18 protein-coding genes are annotated in these 22,826 nt (G+C 59.9%); 12 read left to right on the top strand and 6 right to left on the bottom strand.

Annotated elements, in window-relative coordinates:
* Positions 1-100: 100 nt before the first annotated feature.
* Both bmt and BLW66_RS08900 read right to left on the bottom strand, forming a co-directional pair.
* Complete coding sequence (gene bmt, locus BLW66_RS08905; protein ID WP_089946799.1) at positions 101-1,114, bottom strand: betaine--homocysteine S-methyltransferase; 1,014 nt, start codon at positions 1,112-1,114, stop codon at positions 101-103.
* A 209-nt stretch (positions 1,115-1,323) separates the two neighbouring features.
* Positions 1,324-1,638, bottom strand: coding sequence for a DUF1476 domain-containing protein (locus tag BLW66_RS08900; protein ID WP_089946798.1), 315 nt, complete (start codon positions 1,636-1,638; stop codon positions 1,324-1,326).
* 194 nt (positions 1,639-1,832) lie between these two features.
* On the opposite strand from BLW66_RS08900, the gene purC reads away from it, so the two are divergent.
* The 8 genes from purC (at position 1,833) to BLW66_RS08860 (ending at position 11,579) form a co-directional block, all read left to right on the top strand.
* The gene (gene purC, locus BLW66_RS08895; protein ID WP_089946796.1) at positions 1,833-2,594 is read left to right on the top strand and encodes a phosphoribosylaminoimidazolesuccinocarboxamide synthase; all 762 of its coding nucleotides are present in this window, start codon (positions 1,833-1,835) and stop codon (positions 2,592-2,594) included.
* A gap of 13 nt (positions 2,595-2,607) precedes the next feature.
* Entirely contained in the window at positions 2,608-2,982 is a 375-nt protein-coding gene (locus tag BLW66_RS08890) for a ribonuclease E inhibitor RraB (RefSeq protein ID WP_170833443.1), read from the top strand.
* 13 nt (positions 2,983-2,995) lie between these two features.
* Complete coding sequence (gene purS, locus BLW66_RS08885) at positions 2,996-3,226, top strand: phosphoribosylformylglycinamidine synthase subunit PurS (RefSeq protein ID WP_089946794.1); 231 nt, start codon at positions 2,996-2,998, stop codon at positions 3,224-3,226.
* Positions 3,226-4,263, top strand: coding sequence for a zinc-dependent alcohol dehydrogenase family protein (locus BLW66_RS08880; RefSeq protein WP_089946793.1), 1,038 nt, complete (start codon positions 3,226-3,228; stop codon positions 4,261-4,263). Before purS ends, BLW66_RS08880 begins: the two co-directional genes overlap by 1 nt.
* Positions 4,264-4,277: 14 nt before the next feature.
* Positions 4,278-4,946, top strand: coding sequence for a phosphoribosylformylglycinamidine synthase subunit PurQ (gene purQ, locus BLW66_RS08875; protein ID WP_089946791.1), 669 nt, complete (start codon positions 4,278-4,280; stop codon positions 4,944-4,946).
* A 53-nt stretch (positions 4,947-4,999) separates the two neighbouring features.
* The gene (locus BLW66_RS08870; RefSeq protein ID WP_089946790.1) at positions 5,000-6,841 is read left to right on the top strand and encodes a sensor histidine kinase; all 1,842 of its coding nucleotides are present in this window, start codon (positions 5,000-5,002) and stop codon (positions 6,839-6,841) included.
* Positions 6,842-6,872: 31 nt separating this feature from the next.
* A complete protein-coding gene (locus tag BLW66_RS08865) occupies positions 6,873-8,204 on the top strand; it encodes a sigma-54-dependent transcriptional regulator (protein WP_089946789.1) in 1,332 nt (443 codons plus the stop codon).
* A 498-nt stretch (positions 8,205-8,702) separates the two neighbouring features.
* Entirely contained in the window at positions 8,703-11,579 is a 2,877-nt protein-coding gene (locus BLW66_RS08860) for an Rne/Rng family ribonuclease (RefSeq protein ID WP_089947078.1), read from the top strand.
* Between the two features lie 49 nt (positions 11,580-11,628).
* Here the strand turns inward: BLW66_RS08860 and BLW66_RS08855 are convergent, their stop codons facing one another.
* Positions 11,629-12,966: a M48 family metalloprotease gene (locus BLW66_RS08855; RefSeq protein WP_089946788.1), complete on the bottom strand. Its 1,338-nt coding sequence runs from the start codon at positions 12,964-12,966 to the stop codon at positions 11,629-11,631.
* An 81-nt stretch (positions 12,967-13,047) separates the two neighbouring features.
* Here BLW66_RS08855 and BLW66_RS08850 point away from each other — a divergent pair, with 81 nt between their 5' ends.
* The 4 genes from BLW66_RS08850 (at position 13,048) to prfB (ending at position 19,333) form a co-directional block, all read left to right on the top strand.
* Complete coding sequence (locus BLW66_RS08850) at positions 13,048-14,184, top strand: pyridoxal phosphate-dependent aminotransferase (RefSeq protein WP_089946787.1); 1,137 nt, start codon at positions 13,048-13,050, stop codon at positions 14,182-14,184.
* Positions 14,185-14,261: 77 nt separating this feature from the next.
* Positions 14,262-15,470 carry an N-acetylmuramoyl-L-alanine amidase gene (locus BLW66_RS08845; RefSeq protein ID WP_089946786.1) on the top strand — a complete coding sequence of 403 codons (1,209 nt, stop codon included), beginning with the start codon at positions 14,262-14,264 and terminating at the stop codon, positions 15,468-15,470.
* A 119-nt stretch (positions 15,471-15,589) separates the two neighbouring features.
* Positions 15,590-18,112 carry a penicillin-binding protein 1A gene (locus tag BLW66_RS08840; protein WP_089946785.1) on the top strand — a complete coding sequence of 841 codons (2,523 nt, stop codon included), beginning with the start codon at positions 15,590-15,592 and terminating at the stop codon, positions 18,110-18,112.
* 93 nt (positions 18,113-18,205) lie between these two features.
* Positions 18,206-19,333 carry a peptide chain release factor 2 gene (gene prfB / locus BLW66_RS08835; protein ID WP_089946784.1) on the top strand — a complete coding sequence of 376 codons (1,128 nt, stop codon included), beginning with the start codon at positions 18,206-18,208 and terminating at the stop codon, positions 19,331-19,333.
* Here prfB and BLW66_RS08830 read toward each other — a convergent pair.
* The 3 genes from BLW66_RS08830 to BLW66_RS08820 are packed head-to-tail and all read right to left on the bottom strand — an operon-like array spanning position 19,330 to position 22,677.
* Positions 19,330-20,763, bottom strand: coding sequence for an MFS transporter (locus BLW66_RS08830; RefSeq protein WP_170833442.1), 1,434 nt, complete (start codon positions 20,761-20,763; stop codon positions 19,330-19,332). The genes prfB and BLW66_RS08830 overlap by 4 nt on opposite strands.
* A gap of 53 nt (positions 20,764-20,816) precedes the next feature.
* Positions 20,817-21,341, bottom strand: coding sequence for a bactofilin family protein (locus tag BLW66_RS08825; protein ID WP_089946782.1), 525 nt, complete (start codon positions 21,339-21,341; stop codon positions 20,817-20,819).
* Complete coding sequence (locus BLW66_RS08820) at positions 21,331-22,677, bottom strand: M23 family metallopeptidase (protein ID WP_089946781.1); 1,347 nt, start codon at positions 22,675-22,677, stop codon at positions 21,331-21,333. The genes BLW66_RS08825 and BLW66_RS08820 overlap by 11 nt, the downstream gene beginning before the upstream one ends.
* Positions 22,678-22,826 lie beyond the last annotated feature (149 nt).

The raw sequence follows: 22,826 nt of genomic DNA, 5'->3' as shown, positions 1-22,826 counted from the left end.
GCGCGACGTTTTGCGACATAGCGGTAGCTGGCAACGACTTGCGCATCGTGATCTTCGTCTCATGGCTGGTCATATGACCGGCTTTTGCTTGATGTGGCGGCTATGTCCGTGCGCGGCGGCGGGTCACGCGCGGGGCAGGGCCCGCGCCGTCCGTGCCGTCGCTCTCGGACGAAAACCCGCCCAACCGTTCGGTGATCTGTTCCAGCGTGGGGCGCGGGCCGCGCGGACGTGTCTCCAGCGCTTCGCGCATGCTGCGCAAATGCTCTGGGGTTGTGCCGCAGCAGCCGCCAATGATGGTCGCACCTGAATCGCGGGCGAGACAGGCGTAATCCGCCATAAGCTCCGGCGTGCCGTCGTAATGGATGTGGCCGTCGTGGTACTTAGGGATGCCGGCGTTGCCTTTGGCAATGATCGGGATGCTGGTGTTTTCAAAGCCGAGCACCGTACGCAGCAAATCAGAAGAGCCAACGCCACAGTTCGCACCAAACGCCACAGGCGTCTGTGGCAAGCGGTCGGCCAACTGCGCCAAGCCGCCTGACGTCAGCCCCATCATGGTGCGTCCGGCGGTGTCAAAGCTCATTGTGCCACACCAAGGCATGCCTGCAAGGCGCGCGCCTTCACAGGCGGCTTTCAACTCTTCGGGGGCGGAAATGGTCTCTGACCACAGCACGTCCGCGCCGCCAGCCTTCAGGCCTTCGGCCTGCTCGTGAAACATCTCCACCGCGCTTTCGTGGGTGAGGGTGCCCATGGGCGCCATGATATCACCGGTCGGCCCCATGGAGCCCGCAACGATCACCGTGCGCCCAGATGCGTCCGCGACCTCTCGCCCGATTTCGGCGGCGAGGCGGTTTAATTCAAACACGCGATCCTGCGCGTCGTGCAACTTCATCCGCGACGCGTTGCCGCCGAAAGAGTTGGTTAGAAACAGGTCGGACCCGGCCTCCACGGCGTCGCTGTAGAGTTTGTGGATGCGATCAGGGTGATCCGCGTTCCACAACTCCGGCGCGTCGCCCGCGCTGAGACCCATGTTGAACAACTGCGTGCCAGTTGCACCGTCCGCAAGAATCCAGTCGCGTTCGGCGAGCATTTTGCTAAGGGCGTTGGTCTGGGTCATTAAGCTGTCCTGTTGTGAAGCGGAGTCCGTCAAGGCGCCTCTTCACACGCTACCGCAGATGAATCAAATTGATAATCATCATAATGATCATGAGCGCCTTGCGTTTGAAACCACGTTCTGCGGCCCTTGTCGTTGGGTGGGGCAGGGTAAACCAAAGAAAAAGGCTGCCGAATTTACTTCGGCAGCCTTAAACGTCGAATTTCGTCAAATTACAGCTCTGTCAGCAGCTGCGATTTGGCTTCGGCCATGAATTCCGCCATTTTGGCGCGGATCGTGGCCTCGTCGGCTTTGTCGCCAATATCGCCCGCGACTTTGCGGTATACGTCTTCATCGCCAGCTTCTTCAAAATCAGCGCGTACAACCTCTTTGGCATAAGCCGCGGCGTCGTCGCCGGATTTGCCCATCAGGTCCGCGGCCCATAGTCCCAGCAGTTTGTTGCGGCGGGCTTCTGCTTTGAACTGCATTTCTGCGTCATGGGCGAATTTGCTTTCAAACGCATTCTCGCGGTCATCAAACGTGGTCATGGGGGGCTCCTGTCAATATCTGTTACTCTTGATATGCCCATGCAAACCGACCAGCGCAAGGGGCTGCTGCGCAAGCGCTGCGAAGTGACGCGCTTCGCATTGCTTGTCTGACCGGCACGGGTGACGTATAGGCTGCGCTAACGAGGGGATGCGAGTCCCACCCCGCGCGGGACGCCGCGCCACAGGAGATGCTTATGGCACGCGGTAAGAAGATATACGAAGGCAAAGCGAAAACACTGTACGAAGGCCCAGAGCCAGGTACATTGATCCAGTACTTCAAGGATGACGCGACAGCGAATAACGCCGAAAAGCACGGTATCATCGAAGGCAAAGGCGTTTTGAACAACCGCCTGAGCGAGTTCTTTATGACAGGGCTTGGCCAGATCGGGGTGCCGACGCATTTCATCAAGCGCCTGAACATGCGCGAGCAACTCATCCGCGCCGTGGAAATTATCCCGCTTGAGGTCATCGTGCGCAACTACGCTGCTGGTTCGATGGCAAAGCGCCTTGGGATGGAAGAGGGCACAATGCTGCCGCGCCCCATCGTTGAGTTTTCTTACAAGGACGACTCGCTTGGTGATCCGCTGGTGCCAGAGGAATACATCATTGCCCTTGGCTGGGCGAGCCAGCAGGATTTGGACGACATCATTGCGCTGGCCTTGCGGGTGAATGACTTCATGTCGGGCGTTATGTACGGCGTTGGCATCAAGCTGATTGATTTCAAAATCGAAATTGGTCGCCAGTTTGACGGAGAATTCCAGCGCTTGATCGTTGCGGATGAAATCAGCCCCGATAGCTGCCGCCTTTGGGACATGGAGACCGGCGAAAAGCTGGACAAAGATGTGTTCCGCCGCGATCTTGGCAACTTGGCCGATGCTTATACGGAAGTGGCGCGGCGTTTGGGTGTTTTGCCCAACAACAACGCGCCTTTGGGTAAACCGACGCTTATCAACTGACGGAAACTGCGCTGTGATTAAAGATTTGCTCAACTCTATCGTCGCGCGGTTTCGCAGGCCGTTAGAGTTGGGCAGCGCCAAAGCCAATCAATTGGTACTGGACCAAATCGCGGAGCAGGGGGACGATGGCACCGAAGACCGCCATGTGCGCCACTTTGCCTACCCAAAGCGCGGTGCCCAGCCCGCAGGCCGCGACCGCGCGGTTGATCTGTTCGCGGAGGCCGGTCTTGAGGTCTCCGACACCCAATACCACAACGGCCTGATGGGCGAGCATCACGTGCCCGTCGCCACCGATGAATTTAACCAACTAACAAACGGCCTGCGCGAGGAATTTGCGCGTATGGGCTGGGAATATGACGGCTGGGAATGCGCCGTCTTAAAGAGCTGAGGGAGCTAAGATCATGAAAGCACGTGTTCATATCATGTTGAAAACCGGAGTGCTGGACCCGCAAGGCGAAGCGATCCGCCACGCGCTTGGAACCTTGGGGTTCAACGGGGTTGAAGGCGTTCGCCAAGGCAAAGTGATAGAGCTGGAACTGGCCGACGGCACAACGGAAGCCACGGTAAAAGACATGTGCGAAAAGCTGCTCGCGAACACGGTGATCGAAAGCTACACAATCGAGCTGTCCTAATGCGCGCCGCGGTTCTTCGCGACTACAACGCCCCGCTGTCCATAGAGGACGTGCCGGAGCCTGCGTGCCCCAATGACGGGGTTGTGCTGAAGGTTATGGCGTGCGGCGTGTGCCGCTCCGACTGGCACGGCTGGACCGGAGAACATCCGCGCGTAAAGCCGGGCCAGATTGGCGGGCACGAATACTGCGGTGAAGTTGTGGAAGTGGGGCCGCAAGCGACCCACAAGGTCGGCGACAAGCTGATTGCGCCGTTTATTCTGGCCTGCGGCACGTGCCCGTCGTGTCAGGAAGGGCATCAAAACACCTGCCCGAACCAGCGTCTTCCGGGATTCGTGGAGCCAGGGGCTTTCGCCGAATACGTAGCCGTTCCATTTGACCACAACCTGACACATCTGCCTGAAAACCTGTCGCCAACTGTCGCGGCGGGCCTAGGCTGCCGTGTGACGACGGCGTGGCACGCGCTGACCGGACGTGCGGCACTTCAACCCGGCGAATGGCTGGCCATCCATGGCACGGGCGGCATCGGGCTGTCCGCGTTGCTGCTGGGCGTGGCCATGGGCGCGCGGGTTGTTGTCGTGGATGTCGTTGAGGAAAAACTGATCCACGCCAAAGGGTTAGGGGCCGAAGCTTCCGTAAATGCGATGGACGGCGATGTTGCCGCCCGTATCAAAGACATCACCGATGGCGGGGCGCATGTGTCTATTGAGGCCTTGGGGCTGCCTGCGACCACAAACGCATCTATTGAGTGCCTGCGCCCCCTTGGCCGGCATGTGCAGGTGGGGATGCCCGTTGGCCATACCGCGACGATGGACATCAACATGAGTGCTGTCTACTTGGGCAATCTGGCCCTTTACGGCACGCGCGGCATGCCGCCGTGGAAATACCCAAGCCTACTCGCGCTGATCACGACAGGCCGCATTGACATGTCGCCGCTGATCGCGCGGGAAATTGCGCTGTCCGGTGTGTCGGACGAGCTTGCTGCCTTCAACGGGCCGACCCCTCCGGGCGTGGCCGTCATTACCGATTTTTTAAGCTAAAGGACCGCTCCGCCATGAAAGCTGCCGTCATCGTCTTCCCCGGGTCCAACTGCGACCGCGATCTAGCCGAAGGGTTCCGCGAAGCGGGCTTTGAGGTCTCTATGGTCTGGCACAAGGATACCGACCTGCCGCAAGGCTTGGATGTTATTGGCATTCCGGGCGGCTTTTCCTTCGGGGACTACCTGCGGTGCGGTGCCATTGCCGCGCAGTCGCCGATCTGCCGCGCCGTGGTGGATTTTGCCCATAAGGGCGGGCACGTTCTGGGATTCTGCAACGGCTTCCAAGTGCTGTGCGAAACTGGTCTGCTGCCGGGTGTGCTGATGCGCAACGCGGGTTTGAAGTTTGTGTGCCGCGAACAAACGCTGCGCGTCGATACGGCGGACAGCCCGTTCACCAATGCCTACACCAAGGGGGCGGAGATCATGGTGCCGATTGCGCACCACGATGGGAACTTTTCCGCCGACGCGGAATTGGTCGCGCGGTTGCGCGGCGAAGACCGGGTGGCGTTCAGCTATGTGGGCAACCCAAATGGCTCCGCAGGGGACATTGCAGGCATTCTAAGTGAAAACCGGCGTGTTTTGGGCATGATGCCCCATCCGGAGCGGGCGTGTGAAGGTATTCACGGCGGCACGGACGGGCTGGGCGTATTCAAATCTTTGACCGAGGTTTTGGCGCTGGCGTAAATTCGCCGACGGGTGCGCTTGAGAGTATGCAACCAAGCACCTAATCTAGCACCATGAAGACAACGCCCCCTTTCGGCGGAACCGAGCTGAAGCCGGTTCGGCCCGCACCGCGTCGGCCGCCCGTTAGGGCGGCGTGGCTTGTGCGCGGCGTTGTCGTTTTGTCTGTTGCTTTGGCGATCGGGATTATCTGGATCTCCAACCTGTGGCTGACGGATCGCTTCACCGAAAGTACGCGCACGCGCGGCGAAATCCGGCTGGCGCTCTATTCGAATGCAATCACGTCCGAATTGCAGCGAAACCGTGTGGTGCCGCTGCTGTTGTCGCGGGATCCGGTGATGATCTCCGCGCTGAACTCCAACGACTTTTCCGCCACCTCTCGCCGTCTGATTTCCTTTTCCGAGGAAATAGGCGCTGTCGGTTTGCGCTTGCTGGATCACGGTGGGGTTGTTGTGGCGTCGTCGAACCGCAACGAGTTGGGCGCGGCCTTTCGGAATTCGCCGTTCTTCGTGGATGCGTTGCGCACCAATGAAACGGTGTTCAACGCAACCCAATTAGAAAGCGGCGCGTTCAAATTCACCTATGCCCGCCGTATCGAATCGGAGAAGCAGGGCTTGGGCGTTATCGTGGTTGACGTGGACCTTCGCCAGTTCGAGACCCGTTGGAGATCGCCGTCCGAGGCGGTGCTGATCGCGGACTCCGAGGGGCAGATCGTTATTGCCACTGATCCGCGCTGGCGGGGCTCCAACATCTCCGAGGCGCTGGAGAACCGCGTGCCAGACAGCGCGTTGAACCGTGCGTTCGAGGCAACGGGTGGCCTGTTCGATATTGCCCAACCAGACGTTTATTTCCGCGGGGAGGCTGTGATGGAGATGGTCGGCCGCATCCCGTTTCGTGGCTGGCGGATCACCTCGTTCTCCACCTACGCAAGTGTGCGGGAACGGGTGAACGGTGTGCTGGCGATCGAGATTATGGCTTTCGCCATCCTGCTGGCCTTGGCGTTCTATGTGTTGTCGCGTCGCGCGCGGTCGCAGGCAGGGTTCTTCCGCCGTGAAAGCGAAGAGCTGCGCGCGTTGAACCTGCGCTTGAGCCGCGAAATCGCGGAGCGCCAGAAGGTCCAGAAAAACCTTGCCGTGGCCGAGCAGTCTTTGGCCCAGTCGCAAAAGCTTGCGGCACTTGGGGAGATGTCAGCTGCCGTGAGCCACGAGTTGAACCAACCGCTGGCGGCGATGAAGACCTATTTGGCAGGGGCCAAGCTTTTGCTGCAACGCCGCCGACCGGACGAGGCGCAAGCGTCGTTCCAGCGGATTGACGACCTGATCGACCGCATGGGCGCGATTACCAAGCAGTTAAAATCCTACGCGCGTAAGGGCAGCGACGATCTGGAACCGGTCGACCTGCGCGACGCCGTGCGCGGCTCTTTGTCGATGATGGAGCCACAGTTGAAACGCGGCGACGTCCGCGTGATTTCTACACTACCGGACGAGCCTGTTATGGTGCTTGGCGACCGTGTCCGGTTGGAGCAGGTGATTATTAACCTGTTCCGCAACGCGCTAGATGCGACCAAAGGCGTGGCGATGCCGCAGGTGGAGATATTGCTGAACTCCGGTGAAACCGCAGTGCTGAGCGTGCGTGACAACGGCGAGGGGCTGGAGAGCCTTAACGAGCTGTTCGAGCCATTCTACACCACCAAACAGCCCGGCGACGGTGTCGGGCTTGGGCTCGCGATCTCTTCTGGGATTGTGACTGACCTTGGCGGGCGGTTGACCGCGCGCAACGGCCAAGCGGGCGGGGCGGTGTTTGAAGTTCAACTGCCAATTCTGGGGCAAGAGGCGATAAAGACCCACCCCCCGACGGATTTGCCAAAACCAAAAGTTAAAATTGAGGCCGCCGAGTAGGCGACGACTGGAAATATAAGGAGCCGAAACTATGGCCAACGCCCTGAAGATTGCAATTGTTGACGACGAACATGACATGCGTCAGTCGATTTCCCAATGGCTGGCGCTGTCGGGCTACGACACTGAAACCTTTGCCAGCGCCGAAGAGGCGCTGAAAGGGATCGGCAATGATTACCCGGGTATCGTGGTGAGCGACATCAAGATGCCGGGCATGGACGGGATGCAGTTCCTGAAACGTTTGATGAGCCAAGATAGCGCCTTGCCGGTGATCATGATTACCGGCCACGGTGATGTGCCGATGGCGGTTGAGGCGATGCGCGTCGGGGCGTTTGATTTTCTCGAAAAGCCGTTCAACCCCGACCGTATGACGCAACTGGCCAAGCGCGCGACGATCTCGCGCCGTCTGACGCTCGACAACCGTGCGTTGCGTCGGGAGCTGTCGGACGGTGCTGCGCTGATGAAAAAGCTGATCGGCTCCTCGCCGGTGATGGAGCGGTTGCGCGAAGATATTCTTGATCTGGGGCAGGCCGATGGGCACGTGCTGATCGACGGCGAAACGGGGTCCGGCAAAACACTTACCGCGCATGCGTTGCATGCTGTGGGGCCGCGCGCAGGTAAGAAATTCGTGACCCTCAGCTGCGCCGCCTTTGACGAGGCGTCCTTGTCCAAGAAATTGTTCGAGCCTGTGACCGAGGGCGAAGAATTGCCATTGGTCGAGCAAGCCCGTGGCGGCACCTTGGTGCTGGAAGACATTGAGGCGCTACCAGAGACGCTGCAAGCGCGGCTCTTGCAGCTGATCAATGAGCAAGGCAGCCCTGCGGAGACGCGGATTATCGCGATCTGTAACACCCAAGAGCAGGGCAAAACCTGTGAGGATTTGATCCGCGCAGATCTGTTCTACCGCCTTGCCGCGATGAAAATCACCATCCCGCCGCTGCGCCAGCGCGGGGAGGACATCCTGACCCTGTTCAACCGCTTTGGTGAACAGTTCGGTGAGGAATACGGCTCTGACGCGCCGGAGGTCTCGGCGCAGGAGGCCGCGCAACTGTTGCAGGCCCCGTGGGCGGGCAATGTGCGCCAGCTGATCAACGTGGCGGAACGCGCGGTGCTGCAAAACCGCCGCGGGTCGGGATCCATCGCGTCGCTGCTGATGGCCGACAATTCCGAGATCGGGCCGGTTGTCACGACCGAAGGCAAGCCGTTGAAGGAATACGTCGAGGCGTTTGAGCGCATGCTGATCGACAACACCATGCGCCGGCACAAGGGCTCCATCGCGTCGGTGATGGAAGAACTGTGCCTCCCACGCCGCACGTTGAACGAGAAAATGGCCAAATACGGATTGCAACGCGCCGACTACGTATAAGTACCATCCAATAATCTCGCCTGCGCCCCTCCGTTATAAGGGGCGTAGGGGAGGGCGTGGGCACATGATCAGTAAAGTTATCCACACGGATATCGATTGCTCATTGTAATCTGTACGCAAACAATACTATGTGTTGTGGACGGCTCGGTGCCCCGCATAGGCGCATTGGACCGGTTAGAGTTTCACTGCAGCCACGCTCGAAGGACAAAACGAGCCTACGCACCGCAGGATTGACGGCCTTTTTGGCCATCGCCGCTGGCTCGCAAAACGCGCCGTGGCACCATTCGCAAGGCTTGCGCCACCAATTTTGGCCCGAGTCGGAGACAAGAACGCGATGAGACGCGACAGGCACAGCAACGAATACCGTGACGGGGGACACCCCGCGTCGCAGGTCGTTTTGCAGCCACGCGCGTCCAAGCTCGCCCAAACAAGACATCCCGCCACACCCAATGCGCCCCCTGGGGCCTCTATGATGTTGGCCAGATGCAATCGGAAAACATGGCTAAGAAAATGCTTATCGACGCCACCCACGCGGAAGAGACCCGCGTTGTGGTGGCAGACGGAAACAAAGTTGACGAGTTTGACTTTGAATCAGAAAACAAACGCCAGCTAGCTGGCAATATATACCTCGCAAAGGTGACCCGCGTTGAGCCGTCACTTCAGGCGGCCTTCGTGGACTATGGCGGAAATCGCCATGGCTTCTTGGCATATTCGGAAATTCACCCCGACTATTACCAAATCCCGATGGCTGACCGTCAGGCGCTGATCGACGAGGAACTTGAATACGCACGCCTTCAGGCGGAAGAGGACGAGAAGCCGAAGAAATCTTCGCGCTCTCGCTCGCGGCCGCGTTCGCGGTCCCAAAAGTCGAAGAATGACGATGCTGTCGTAACGGAAGAGGTCGCAGAAGCGGCACCATCCGATGCAGAAGCAACGCCCGCAGCGGCGGACAGCCTAGACGATGCGGCTGTCGCGAAACCCGCCGATGCAGAAACTGCTGACGCGCAAGCTCCCGCGGCTGACGAGGCTACGCCTGCGGCGACAGAGGCCGAAGTGGTTCCGGCCATTCCTGGCATGGATGTCGTTGATCTGGACGTCGATGCGGACGACAACGATGATGACGACGACGACGAGGAAGAAGCCTCCGCGTCTGAGAAAGACGAGAACATCGAAAGCGTCGCCCAAGAAGACGTAACCGAGGAAATCCGCCTGCCGCGCAAACCGCGCGCCAAACGGTACAAAATCCAAGAAGTTATCAAAGTGCGCCAAATCCTGTTGGTGCAGGTCGTCAAAGAAGAGCGCGGCAACAAAGGCGCAGCGCTGACGACATATCTGTCGCTGGCTGGCCGCTACTGCGTTCTGATGCCAAACACCGCGCGCGGTGGTGGCATTTCGCGCAAGATCACCAACCCTGCCGACCGTAAGAAGCTCAAGGAAATCGCCAATGAGATCGACGTGCCTTTGGGCGCCGGTCTGATCGTGCGTACGGCGGGCTCGCAACGGACCAAGTCCGAGATCAAGCGCGACTACGAATACCTACAACGTCAGTGGGAGCAGGTTCGTGAGTTGACCCTGAAGTCCATTGCGCCCGCGCAAATCTATGAAGAGGGCGACTTGATCAAGCGGTCAATCCGCGACCTCTACAATAAAGAAATCGATGAAGTGATCATCGAGGGCGAAGCAGGCTACCGCGTCGCCAAAGACTTCATGCGTATGATCATGCCGTCGCACGCGAAAAACGTGAAACGCTACACGGATCCTATGCCGTTGTTCGCGCGTCATCAGGTGGAATCCTACCTGTCCGGCATGTTCAACCCGACGGTGCAATTGCCATCGGGCGGCTACATCGTGATCGACACCACAGAGGCGCTTGTCGCTGTGGACGTGAACTCTGGCCGCGCAACGAAGGAAGGCTCCATTGAGCAAACCGCGTTGAAAACCAACCTTGAAGCTGCCGCCGAAGTGGCGCGTCAGGCACGCTTGCGCGACTTGGCCGGTTTGATCGTAATTGACTTCATCGACATGGATGAGCGCCGCAACAACAACGCGGTTGAGAAGCTGCTGAAAGACAAGTTGAAGACGGACCGCGCCCGCATCCAAGTGGGTCGCATTTCTGGCTTTGGTCTGTTGGAAATGTCGCGCCAGCGCCTGCGTCCGGGCATGTTGGAAGCCAGCACGCAGCCTTGTCCTTCGTGTCATGGCACGGGTCTGATCCGCTCTGACGACAGCCTTGCGCTGACGATCTTGCGCCAGTTGGAAGAAGAGGGCACGCGCAAGCGGTCCAAAGAGGTTTTGCTGAAAGCCCCGATTGCGGTCATCAACTACCTGATGAACGAAAAGCGCGAGCATCTGGCGCAGATCGAGAGCCGCTACAACATGGCGGTGCGCTTGGAAGCTGATGCCCATCTGGTCAGCCCTGACTACACGATCGAGAAGTTCAAAACCGCGACACGCGTGATCAATCCGGTTGCGTCGAACGTGGTGTCCATGGACAGCATCGACATGTCTGACATCGACGAGATGGAGGACGAAGAGGACGAAATGGCGGAAGCCGCCGAAGTGGCTGAGCAGACCACAGCGGAGACGCCAGAAGTCGAGTTGGACGAGAACGGCAACCCAAAAAAGAAGAAGCGCCGTCGTCGTCGGGGTGGCCGCGGCCGCTCCAAATCCTCGGCGCAGCGTTCCGAAGATGGGTCAACCGACGAAAACGGCGCTTCTAACGGCGAAGACGTGAAAGCGGCTGAAGACAAGTCGGGTGACGCGAAAGCCGACGATGCACTGCCGCAAAAGGCGGATGCGGAAGAGGTAAAGACCGAGGAGGGTGAGAAGCCGAAGAGCAAATCACGCTCGCGTAGCCGCTCCCGCTCCAAGTCGAAAACCGAGGAGGTCGCGCAGGCCGACGAGGCGAAGACCGCTGAGGTTGCTCCGGCACCTGAGGCTGTGAAAGCCGACGCGGGTGCAGAAGCGGATGCCGCGGAAAAGCCGGCTGAAGAAAAGCCGAAGAAAACCCGCACGCGGTCCCGTTCCAAGAAGGTGGTTGAGGCGGAAGCTGAGACCCCAGCAGCCGAGGCCGAGACCGCAGAGGCCGCTCCTGCTGAGAAGCCGAAGAAGCCACGTGCCCCTCGTAAAACGGCTGCGAAGCCAAAGACTACGAAAGCGAAAGCTGCCGAGGCCCCAGCGGAGAGCGTTGCCGAGCCGGTCGCCGCAGAGCCTGCGCCGGAAGTCTCCACAGAGGAAGCGCCAAAGCCGAAGCGGACGCGGACCCGTGTGTCCAAGCCGAAGCCGGTTGAGCCTGCGGAAGCGAGCGCTGAGGCTGCCCCCGAGGCAGAGGCTGAAAAGCCGAAGCGCAAGGGGTGGTGGTCGCTTGGTCGCTAGACGATAGGTGAATTGAATTGGAACAGGCCGGGCGATTGCCCGGCCTTTTTCATTTGCGTTTACGCTTGGGGGCGGACTGCGCTGCGGCCAACACATCTTGCGCCCTAAGCCATCCCGATGACCCGCGGGGCAGGGCCCCGACGGCGCGTGTTGCATGTATCTTTGCGTCGTCAAAGCGGCCCAGCACGGCGTAACGTTCGGCGGTGGCGACGGAAGCCATCGCGTTCTGGCCGTTCTTTGCGTGCGCCAGTGCCAGACTGCGCAACATCTGCGGATCATTCGGGTCACGCGACCGTGCGCGGATCAGGATTTTCAACGCCTGCTGCACCGCGCCGGAAGATCCTTGCGCCAGTAAGGCGCGACCCAAACCCGCCTCAATCAGCGGCTCGCGCGGGGCCAATGCGGCGGCCTTCTTGTAGGAGGCCACCGCCGCGTTGAACTGGCGTCCCTCCATCAGGATTTGCCCCATTAACTCGTGGTAATACGGATCGCGCGGTCGCATATTGAGCAGGCGGTTCATCTCTGCCGTGGCCTTCTTGAGGTTTGGTGTTTTGTGATAGGCGATTGCCCTGCGCAGGACTGCGATCTCCCCGTTGCCCTTGCTCTCACTGCGGCGCAGAACGTAGCGCGGGTTTCGCAAAAAACCGTTTAGCTTGGCAGACATGCGCGCGTACCAATAGCCTGCTTCCGGCGATGTTGGCTTGGCGCGGGACTTATAGCCTGCGACGTAGCCTTTGACCGCGCGCAGCCTGTCTTGGGTCAATGGATGGGTGCGCGCGTAGGGGTCTTGGCGACCTGGGCGCAGCGCTTCTTGACCGCGAAAAATTTGCAAGACATCAATCATCGCGGTGGGATCAATTCCGGCATTGGCCATGTAGCGCATGGCGGATTGATCGGCGGAGGATTCCTCCGCCCGTGTGTGCGAAAAGAACCGCCGCATCGCGGCGCTGCTTGTCCCTGCGGCCAGCCCCACGGCAGCGTCGCCGTTGCCACTGACCGCGGCGGCAGCGGCGAGCGCCATACCGATCGCCGTGACGCGCCCCGCAACCCGCGCATTTGTTGCGCGGCGTGTCAGGTGACCGTTCGCAATATGGGCCAGCTCGTGCGCGATGACGGATTGCAGCGCCTCTGGGCGGTCAAGCTTCATGATCAGGCCGGAGTGAATAAACACGTGATTTGCATCAACCACGAAGGCGTTTAGTTTCGGGTCGTTAATCACCAGAATGCGGATGCGACCCGCGCCAAACCCCGCTGCGCGCAGTATTGGTTTCGCCAACTGGCGCAGGGCCTGCTCGATCTCCGCGTCGCGGATCAGGCTCGCGGCTTGCGCGGTGGGGGCGGCAAGCAATCCGGCCCATAGCACCACCAGAAGGCTAAGAAGTTTCATGGCGGGATCCTTTCCAGCGATTGACCCCAGACGCGGGGGCTGCTTTGAAGCGTGAAACACCCCCAACCCTGCGAGGATATCATGCGAAGTTCAAGCCGTGGCGACGTCGATGCCTTCATTGTTATGGATGTGATGGAGCAGGCGCGGCGGTTGGAGCAGAGCGGGCGCTCCATCATCCACATGGAAGTTGGCCAACCCGGCACCCCCGCGCCAAAAGCTGCGCGCGTTGCCTTGGCGGACGCGATGGAGCGCGATGCGTTGGGCTACACTGTGGCGCTTGGCTTGCCGGAACTACGGGCAGGCATCGCCGCGCTTTATAAGGATTGGTACGGCGTCGATGTTGACCCCGCCCGCGTCGTGGTCACGGCTGGATCGTCAGCTGCGTTTGTGTTGGCGTTTACCGCGCTCTTTGATGCAGGCGACGCGGTTGGTGTCACGGAACCCGGATACCCGTCATACCGCCAAATTCTGAAGTCTCTCAGCCTGACCCCACGTGCGATCCCGACCCATGCGGCGGACAGACATGTGCCGCAGATGCCCCATGAAACACTTGCGGGGCTGATTGTGGCGTCGCCGGCGAACCCTACGGGCACCATGCTATCAAAAGAAGACCTGCGCGGATTGATTGAGCAGTGTGCGGCGACGGATACGGCGTTTATCTCGGACGAGATTTACCACGGCGTTCAATACGAGGGCCGCGCGGTGTCGGCGCTGGAGGTGTCGGACGATGTCTATGTCATCAACTCCTTCTCCAAGTATTTCTCCATGACGGGGTGGCGCTTGGGCTGGATGATCGTGCCGGAGGACCACATTCGCCGCATCGAACGCTTGGCACAGAATATGTTCATCTGCGCGCCGCACGCAGCGCAGATCGCAGCGCTCGGTGCTCTGAGCGCCCGTGACGAGACGGAAGCGATGCTAGAGGTTTACGCGGAGAACCGGCGCTTGATGTTGGAGGGCTTGCCGAAAGCAGGTTTCGACAAGATCGCGCCGCCTGACGGGGCTTTCTATATTTACGCCGACGTGTCGGAACTGACCCAAGACAGCCTTGCTTTCGCGGCTGAAATTTTGGAGCAAGCTGGAGTGGCCGTTACACCAGGGTTGGACTTTGATCCGGTGCGCGGGCACACGACGCTGCGCTTTTCCTACGCCCGCGCCACTGAGGATATCATTGAAGGTCTTCGACGGTTGACGGATTTCATGGCGGCACGCGGCTAATTCGCCGCTTCGCCACAGGCCTGAACCCTGATAGGGTTCGCGCAAAACAACGTCGGGTAAACTAATAAAGGGCGGTCATGAGCAGGCTGATCTCATTCACTTTGATGGCGTCTCTTTGGTGCATAGGGGCGGTTGGCAGCGCGGCGTCGCAAGACCTGCGTGCGCTTGCGCGTGTCGATATGGCCGCGTCCGGCATTGAGGACAGCCGCAGCACCACAATGCTGTCGCTGGCCTTGACGCAAGCCGTGCCGTACCGCGTGCAGGTTTTCGCGGAGCCGATGCGGATTGCGGTGGATTTTCGGGAGGTCGCGTTCGAGCCTGACGTGTCGGGCTTGGACAGGTCCGAGCGGGTGGTGGGGCTGCGCGCGGGGGTGATCCGCGACGGCTGGTCCCGTCTGGTGATCGAGCTTGCGGAACCCATGTTAGTCTCAGAGGCGGGGATGGCGACGGACCCGCAAGACGGTGACGCGGTTATCAAGATCGGCCTGAAGACCAGTAGCGCGGCAGAGTTCGAGGCACGCGCGGCATCCGACATTGCGGCGCTCAAGTCTTGGACACAGCCCGACCGGCTGCCCGAGGGCAACGCACGGTTGATGATCGTCGTTGATCCGGGGCACGGCGGCGTTGATCCGGGCGCGCAGCGCTCTGGGTTCGACGAAGCGGATTTGATGCTGCAATTCGCCCGCGAGTTGCGAGAACAATTGCTCCGCTCTGGCCGCTACGACGTGATCATGACGCGTGAGGATGACAGCTTCGTGTCCTTACCGCAGCGGGTGTCGCTGGCCCGTGCGGCAGGGGCGGATGCGTTTGTATCATTGCACGCTGACGCATTGGCACAGGGGCGCGCAACGGGTACCACGATTTATACGCTGTCAGAGGAAGCCTCTGACGAGGCATCGGCAGTTCTTGCGGAGCGTCAGGACCGCACCGACATTCTCGCGGGGGTCGACCTGACAGCGCAAGATGACCAGATCGCCACGGTCCTGATGGATTTGGCGCGGCACGAAACCGCGCCCCGCACGGATCGTTTGGCGGATGCGCTGGTCGGCGGGTTGAAAAATACGCTGGGTAAGCTTCATAAACGCCCACGGCTGGCCGCAGGGTTCTCGGTGCTGAAAGCGCCGGATATCCCATCGGTGTTGATCGAACTGGGCTTTATGTCGTCTCAAAGGGATCTGGACCGCCTGAATGATCCGGTCTGGCGCAGTCAGGCCGCGACGGGAATCCTCGACGCATTGGACCTTTGGGCGCTAGAGGACGCGGCAATCGCGGCGGGCAGAAAATAAGTCACGTGAAAAAGTGATCAGAACTGGCCGCTTTCGGCCTGTTTTCCCCATAGGGGCGTTTTGACGTTGGTGCAGACACAACATATATACAGGGCAACACGCTTCAGGGGGCACCGCTAATGCTGCGCGCGATTCTATCCTTTTTCGGGTCGATCTTCAGTCTGATTTGTATCGGCACCTTCGCGGTGGCGCTGCTTATCGGCGCGATCTTCTACATGTACGCGCGCGATTTGCCCGATACAGATCAGCTGGCACAATACACGCCGCCGACCATCAGCCGGATTTATTCCGGCGAGGGCGCATTGATTGACGAATTCGCGCAAGAACGCCGCTTGTTCGCGCCCGCCGATGAAATTCCCGATATGGTGAAGCAGGCTTTCATCTCCGCCGAAGACAAGTATTTCTATACCCACAAGGGCTATGATCCGCTGGGTATGGCGAAGGCCGCATTGGACGCGGCGCAGGGCGGACGCCTGCGCGGGGCCTCAACGATCACGCAGCAGGTGATGAAGAACTTCCTGCTCTCCGGCGACCGCTCCGCGGAGCGTAAGATCAAGGAATTGATCCTCGCGTCGCGGATTGAGGGCACGCTGAGCAAAGACAAAATTCTTGAGCTGTACCTGAATGAGATTTTCTTGGGTCAGAACAGCTTCGGCGTCGCGGCTGCGGCGCAGACCTACTTTAACAAGACGCTGTCCGAGCTTGAGATCGAAGAGGCGGCCTATCTCGCCGTTTTGCCCAAAGCGCCATCGCGCTACCACCCCGTACGTCAGGCAGAGCGCGCCATTGGGCGCCGGAATTTCGTGCTTCGCGAGATGTTCGAGAACGGCTACATCACAGAAGACCAATACCTAGAAGCGCGCGAAAAGCCTTTGGCCACCGTGCAAAGCGGCAGCTACGCAAACTTTAAATCCGATCTGCCAGACCGCGATTACTTTACCGATGAAATCCGCCGCCAGTTGTCAAAGGACTTTGGCGAAGAAGAATTCTTCGGCGGCGGTCTCACGATCCGCGCCACTCTGGACCGCGATTTGCAAGAGGAGGCTGCCAAATCCTTGCGCCGCGCATTGGAGGATTACGACCGTGGTCGCGGCGTTTTCCATCGGGTGCAAACCAAGATCGAGCCGGAAAAGCTGGCGAACGGTGCCTGGCGCGACGTGCTGGCCGAAACGACATTCCCGCGCGACATCGAAGGCTGGAAAGCGGCCGTTGTCCTTGGGTTGGACGGCGCTGACGCGACAGTGGGCGTTGAGGGTGTGGAGGAAACCGGCCGCATCCTTGGTGCGGACGTCAAATGGGCGCGTCCACGTCTTGAGGACGGCAAGCTGGGAAGCCGCGCATCATCGGCGGATAACCTGCTTGATGTCGGTGACGTCGTGCACGTGCGTGCCCGCGACGATGGCACATGGTCGCTGCGTCAGGTGCCGAAGGTGCAGGGCGGTTTCATGGCGATGGATGTGAACACTGGGCGCGTTCTGGCGATGCAGGGCGGGTTCTCTTACCAGCACTCGGTCTTTAACCGTGCCACGCAGGCCACGCGCCAGCCGGGTTCCAGCTTCAAGCCATTCGTTTATGCGGCGGCGCTGGACAGTGGGTTCTCGCCTAACACGATCGTCGTGGATGCCCCGATTGAGGTGAACACCCCGCAAGGATTGTGGCGCCCTAAAAACGCATCGAACCGCTTTTATGGCCCGTCGCCCGTGCGGACGGGGATCGAGCAGTCGCGCAACCTGATGACGATCCGTCTGGCGCAAGAAATCGGCATGGATACCGTCGCAAGCTACGCGGAACGCTTTGGCGTTTACGACGACATGAACCCGTTCTTGTCGAACGCGTTGGGTGCGCAGGAAACGACCTTGCTCAAGATGGTCACCGCCTATGCAATGTTCGCCAATGGCGGTGAGCGCGTGGAACCGACCTTAGTGGACCGCGTGCAAGACCGCTGGGGCCGCACCGTGTATCGCCATGACCAGCGGTCGTGCGACGATTGCCAATTGGCGTCACTTGAGGCAGATTTTGCGCCCGCTATCAAATCCAGCCGCGAGCGGGTCATGGATGCGATCACCGCTTACCAATTGACGTCGATGATGCAGGGTGTGGTGCAGCGCGGTACTGCGCGCAGGACGGTAAACCTGAGCGTTCCAACCGCTGGTAAGACGGGTACCACCAACGACGCGAAGGATGTTTGGTTCGTGGGCTTCACCTCCAACATCGTGGCGGGCTGCTACATCGGGTATGACCGCCCGACGGCACTTGGGCGCGGGGCGGGTGGCGGCACCACCTGTGGTCCGGTCTTCAACCGTTTCATGAAAAAGGCCACGGCTAAATACGGCGGCGGCAAGTTTGACGTGCCGGACGGCGGGTACTTCGTGAAGATCGACCGTTTCACAGGGGCGGTCCTGCCGTCCAACGCAAGCGGTGATCATGTGGTCGTCGAGTACTTCCGCAACGGTGAAGAGCCAGCATACGGACTGGGCGCGATCATCGACGGGGGCTTTGCAATGGGGTCCAACCTGAACCTGTTTAGCCGCGGCGGTAGCGATGTGAACGCCGTGACAGAGGTGACAACCTCAACTGGTAAAAAGGCGGTCATCCCGAAACGCGCGAACTTCGGCACACTAAGTGCGGGCGGCCTTTACTAACACAACCACCGCGCGCAAGCGGCTAAGCCTGCTTGCGCGCCGTTAGGCACTGGCCTATCACCTTGATCTACTCAAATTTGCAGGATCTTTCCCATGCGCGCGGACGCCCAAAACAACGTGGATGCCATCGAGAAATCACTGGCCTTGCTGCGCCAACGGATGGATTGGGAAACGGCAGCCTACCGTCTTGAAGAATTCGACGCGCGTGTTGAGGATCCAAACCTGTGGGACGATGCCGACGCGGCCCAGAAGTTGATGCGCGACCGCCAATCCCTTGTGGACGCCATCGACAGCTACAAAGCCATGAAGCAGGAGTTGGACGACAACATTGAGCTGATTGAACTGGGTGAATTGGAAGAGGACGACGATGTCGTCTCGGAGGCGGAAGCGGGTCTTGTCGCGCTAAAGACCCGCGCGGCGGCAGCGGAGCTGGAAGCCCTGCTGAACGGCGAGGCGGACGGCAACGACACGTTCCTAGAGATCAACGCAGGGGCTGGTGGTACAGAGTCGTGTGACTGGGCGTCGATGTTGTCGCGGATGTATACCCGCTGGGCTGAGAAGCGCGGCTACAAGGTCGAGTTGCAGTCGATGTCCGCAGGGGACGAGGCGGGTATCAAATCCGTGGCTTATAAGATCAGCGGGCATAACGCTTACGGCTGGCTCAAATCGGAGAGTGGCGTTCACCGTTTGGTGCGGATATCCCCGTTCGACAGCGCCGCGAAACGGCACACGTCCTTTAGCTCCGTCTGGGTCTATCCGGTGGTTGACGACAATATCGAGATTGAAGTGAACCCCTCCGATATCCGCATCGACACCTACCGCTCTTCTGGGGCGGGGGGGCAGCACGTGAACACGACCGATTCCGCCGTGCGGATTACTCACGAGCCGACGGGCATCGTTGTGACGTCCTCCGAGAAGTCGCAGCACCAGAACCGTGACATCGCCATGAAAGCGCTGAAATCACGGCTGTATCAGATCGAGCTGGATCGCCGTAATGCGGCGATCAACGAAGCGCATGAAAACAAGGGTGACGCGGGTTGGGGTAACCAAATCCGCTCTTACGTCTTGCAGCCTTACCAGATGGTAAAAGACCTGCGGACGAACCATGAGACCTCCGACACCAAAGGTGTGTTGGACGGTGATCTTGACGGGTTTATGGGGGCCACCTTGGCGATGGATGTGTCGGGCAAATCCCGTGCCGAGGCGCAGTCAGAGGACTAAGGGTCGCTCGGGCGCTCTTTCGGAGGCGACAGTGCGGTTAGCAGGGCGGCCAGCGCGCAAATTAATGCGGCGCACCACGCCACGGTAACGAAGGCCGCGTTGGATGCCGCAGCATGGCCCGGATCTTGCATGATCTCGCCGTAGCTTGCAGGCCCGTCCGCTGCGCCGTAGCCCACGGCCACGACACTCCCCATAATTGCGACGGCGATCAGGCTGGACATGCGGATAACCGCATTGTTCACGCCGGATGCGGTGCCAGTGGAGTTCGGGGCGACCGTGGCCATCACCGCCATCGACAAGGGGGCTACCAAAAGCCCCATGCCTATCCCCTGCAGGCACATGGCGGGCAGAACCGCGCCCCAGAAGTTCTGCGTTGGGATCACCAAGGCCAATATCGCGTACCCTGTCGCAAGGACGAGCGAACCCGCGATAAGCAACGGGTGGTGTCCGAACCGTTCCGCCATGCGGCCAGAGAAACCGGACAGCATTGCGATGAAGACCGAGAGGGGCGCATAGGCCGCAGAGGCAACCAATTCCGTCTCGCCCCAGCCGCCGATAACGATCATAGGCAAATACATGAGGATCGCGGCGAAGGAGAAGTAGATGGCGAAAGAGACGATGTTGGCAATGGTGAAGCAAGAGCTGTCAAACAAGGAAGGCGGCACCATCGGATGCGGGCTGTTCAACTGGATGCCGACGAAGCACGCCAATACAACAAGCCCGCCGACGCCGGTCATCATAGCCTGCCATGTAATCGCTTCTCCATGCTCCGCGCCGGTCAGGGCCCATGCGATGAGGCCAAGCCCTAGAACAGCCGTGACGCCGCCAATGACGTCGATGCCACGCTCTGGCTGGGAGTGGTCTTGGACGACTTTTGAGAACAAAAAGTAGAGTGCCAACAGACCCAAGGGGAAGTTCACGGCGAAAATCCACCGCCAGACATCATGGTCGCCCACAGTCAGCGCGACCCCGCCGATAATCGGGCCAAGTGCGGAGGTCACGGCGGCAGAGGCTGCCCAGATGCCGATGGCCTTACCGCGCTCCCCCTTGGGGTAGGCGCGGCTGATGAGCGCGAGTGAGCCGGGGACCATGAAAGCGGCGCCCAACCCTTGGACTGCGCGGGCCACGATTAGGAAGCTTGCGTTCGGGGCGAAGGCGCAGGCCATGGAGGCCAGCACAAACAGCGTGATGCCGGAGCCAAGCACACGCGCGAGCCCGAAACGGTCCCCCGCAGCGCCGCCGACAAGGATCAGCGCGCTCAGGCTCAGCATGTAGGCGTTAGAAATCCACTGCGCTTCAATCAAGGTCGCGCCCAGTGACATGCGCATGGCGGGCAGGGCGATGGCGACTATCGACCCGTCGATAAATCCCAAGGCCGATGCCAAGATAGCAGCAATCAGCAGGTAGGGGCGGTGTTCAGGTGCACACAAGGGTAGTGCCCTTGGATCAGCTTGGTCCAAGGGCGCTATATTCGTCATAAGCGCTAGGCTTTGGGTGTCTCAGCTGGGGCGGGCTGTTGCGCCACGCCCTTACCTTTGCCCGTGTTGAGCGGGTCGTCCTGACGCTGAACGGAACCCTCAAAGTGGGCGCCGCTTTCGATCGCGATGGTCTTGTGGATGATGTCGCCTTCAACACGTGCAGTCGAGGTGAGGCGCACTTTCAAGCCACGTACGCGGCCGATGACGCGGCCGTTGACCACAACATCGTCAGCAACGATTTCGCCTTTGATCACGGCTGTTTCGCCGACAGTCAGCAAGTGCGCGTGGATGTCGCCCTCTACGTTGCCCTCAACTTGGATGTCGCCGGTGCTTTTCATGTTGCCTGTGACCGTCAGGTCAGTGGACAGCAGCGATGGCGGCGCTTTCGGGCGCGGGGCAGAGGCGGCAAATTCTGGCTTTGGTGCAGGGCTGCCGGAGGTTGAAGAAGAAGTAGGTGCAGACTTCGCTGGGGCATCGGAGCCCTCAGTTGGTTTTGCGCTTGGGTCGTTGATTTTGCTTTTAGAAAACATCTCGTCCTGCCTTAATATAGGTCATCGGGTTGACCGGAGTTCCGTTAAGACGGACCTCGTAGTGAAGATGGGTGCCGGTGACACGGCCAGTGGCTCCCATATCACTGATACGGTCGCCACGCGATACCCTTTGACCGACTTTTACACGAATATTCGAGTTATGTGCATAGCGGGTTTCAATACCAAAGGCGTGTTTAATCTTTACGAGGCGACCATAACCGGACTGCCAGCCCGCGTGCGTGACGACGCCATCGGCTGTTGCATAGATGGGCGTGCCGCGCGCGCCAGCGAAATCTACGCCTGCGTGCATGCGTCGGCCAGCGCCTTTAGGATCCTTGCGGTACCCAAAGGGGGAGGTGAAGCGGAACGCGGCTTTGACCGGCATGGCGACTGGCGATTTGTCAGCAGCAATGCGGAACAGGTTGATCCGGTCGAGTTCCTTGAGCAAGCGATTTGCGCGGGTCGAGGTTTTGTCTGTGATGCTCCCACCGCCCGATGTGGACATGGTTGCGGGCAGCAATGGACCGCCTTGGCCGGAATAGCCACGGCGTACTTCACGCAGGATGCTTTCTGTGGGCATGCCCGCCGCGCGGAACATTTTGTCGAGCGGCTCCAGGGAGACGGTCACTGCCTCCTCCAGCCGCGTGAAAATCTGTTCGTTGCGGTCTTCGTTCATCTTCAGCGTGAAGCGCAGCTCGTCTGCGGTGCTGATGGCGTCTTTTGCATCGAGAGCGATCTGGTCGCGCTCTGCGGCGGTTTGCTCAAGTGCTTCAGTGAGGAACGCGACAGAACCATCTGACGCGCCGTTGGTGGCTAGAAGCGGGGAATCAGGGTTGGTTTCCGGGTTTAGCTGGGCCGTCAAAACCTCAGCTTCTTCACGCGCAGCGTCGCGGTCTTTCATCGTCTTGCGTAGGGTGGTCTGGATCACCTCAATGCCGGTTTCCAGCTCGTTGCGGCGATCTTCGGAGGCAAGCAGGGAGGACTGCATCTCGGAGATCTGCTCCAGCGCGACGTAGAAACGTGAATGCGCGGCGGCGGCTTCCATGGCGCGGTCGTCGCGCTCGTTCGACAGCGCGTTCAGACGTGCCTCATAGATTGCGCGTTCCCGCTGGGCCTGCTCACGCGCATTACCTGCGCTGATCGTGTCCATCAGGAAAATAGCGGTCACAACGAAGGTCCAACACGCAATTGCCGCGCCGCCAAAGATGATTCCGGCCTGTAGTGTCGGACGAAGGCGGATAAACCGTGTGCCTTCCTCTGACTTTAAGAAAAGGCGTTGCTCTGGCAGCTTGCGTTCGATCGCGTGATCTAACGCGCTGAAAAGACGTGTTTTCAAAGTTCTAGTTCCCGTGTTCCCCAAACATAAAAGCTAGCCAATGGTCCCCACCAATGGGCTAGCTCGGACTGCATAAGCCGTGGGGGGGAATCACGCAACAATTAAGCTCCCGCCGTCGGCAAGCACTTGCTATTTCCGCTTGTTTTGGC

The organism is Litoreibacter albidus (genome assembly GCF_900107015.1).
In the GTDB taxonomy this organism is placed as follows: Bacteria; Pseudomonadota; Alphaproteobacteria; order Rhodobacterales; family Rhodobacteraceae; genus Litoreibacter; species Litoreibacter albidus.
The sequence above is the reverse complement of the archived record's forward strand: the minus strand, read 5'-3'. Positions and strand labels throughout refer to the sequence as shown.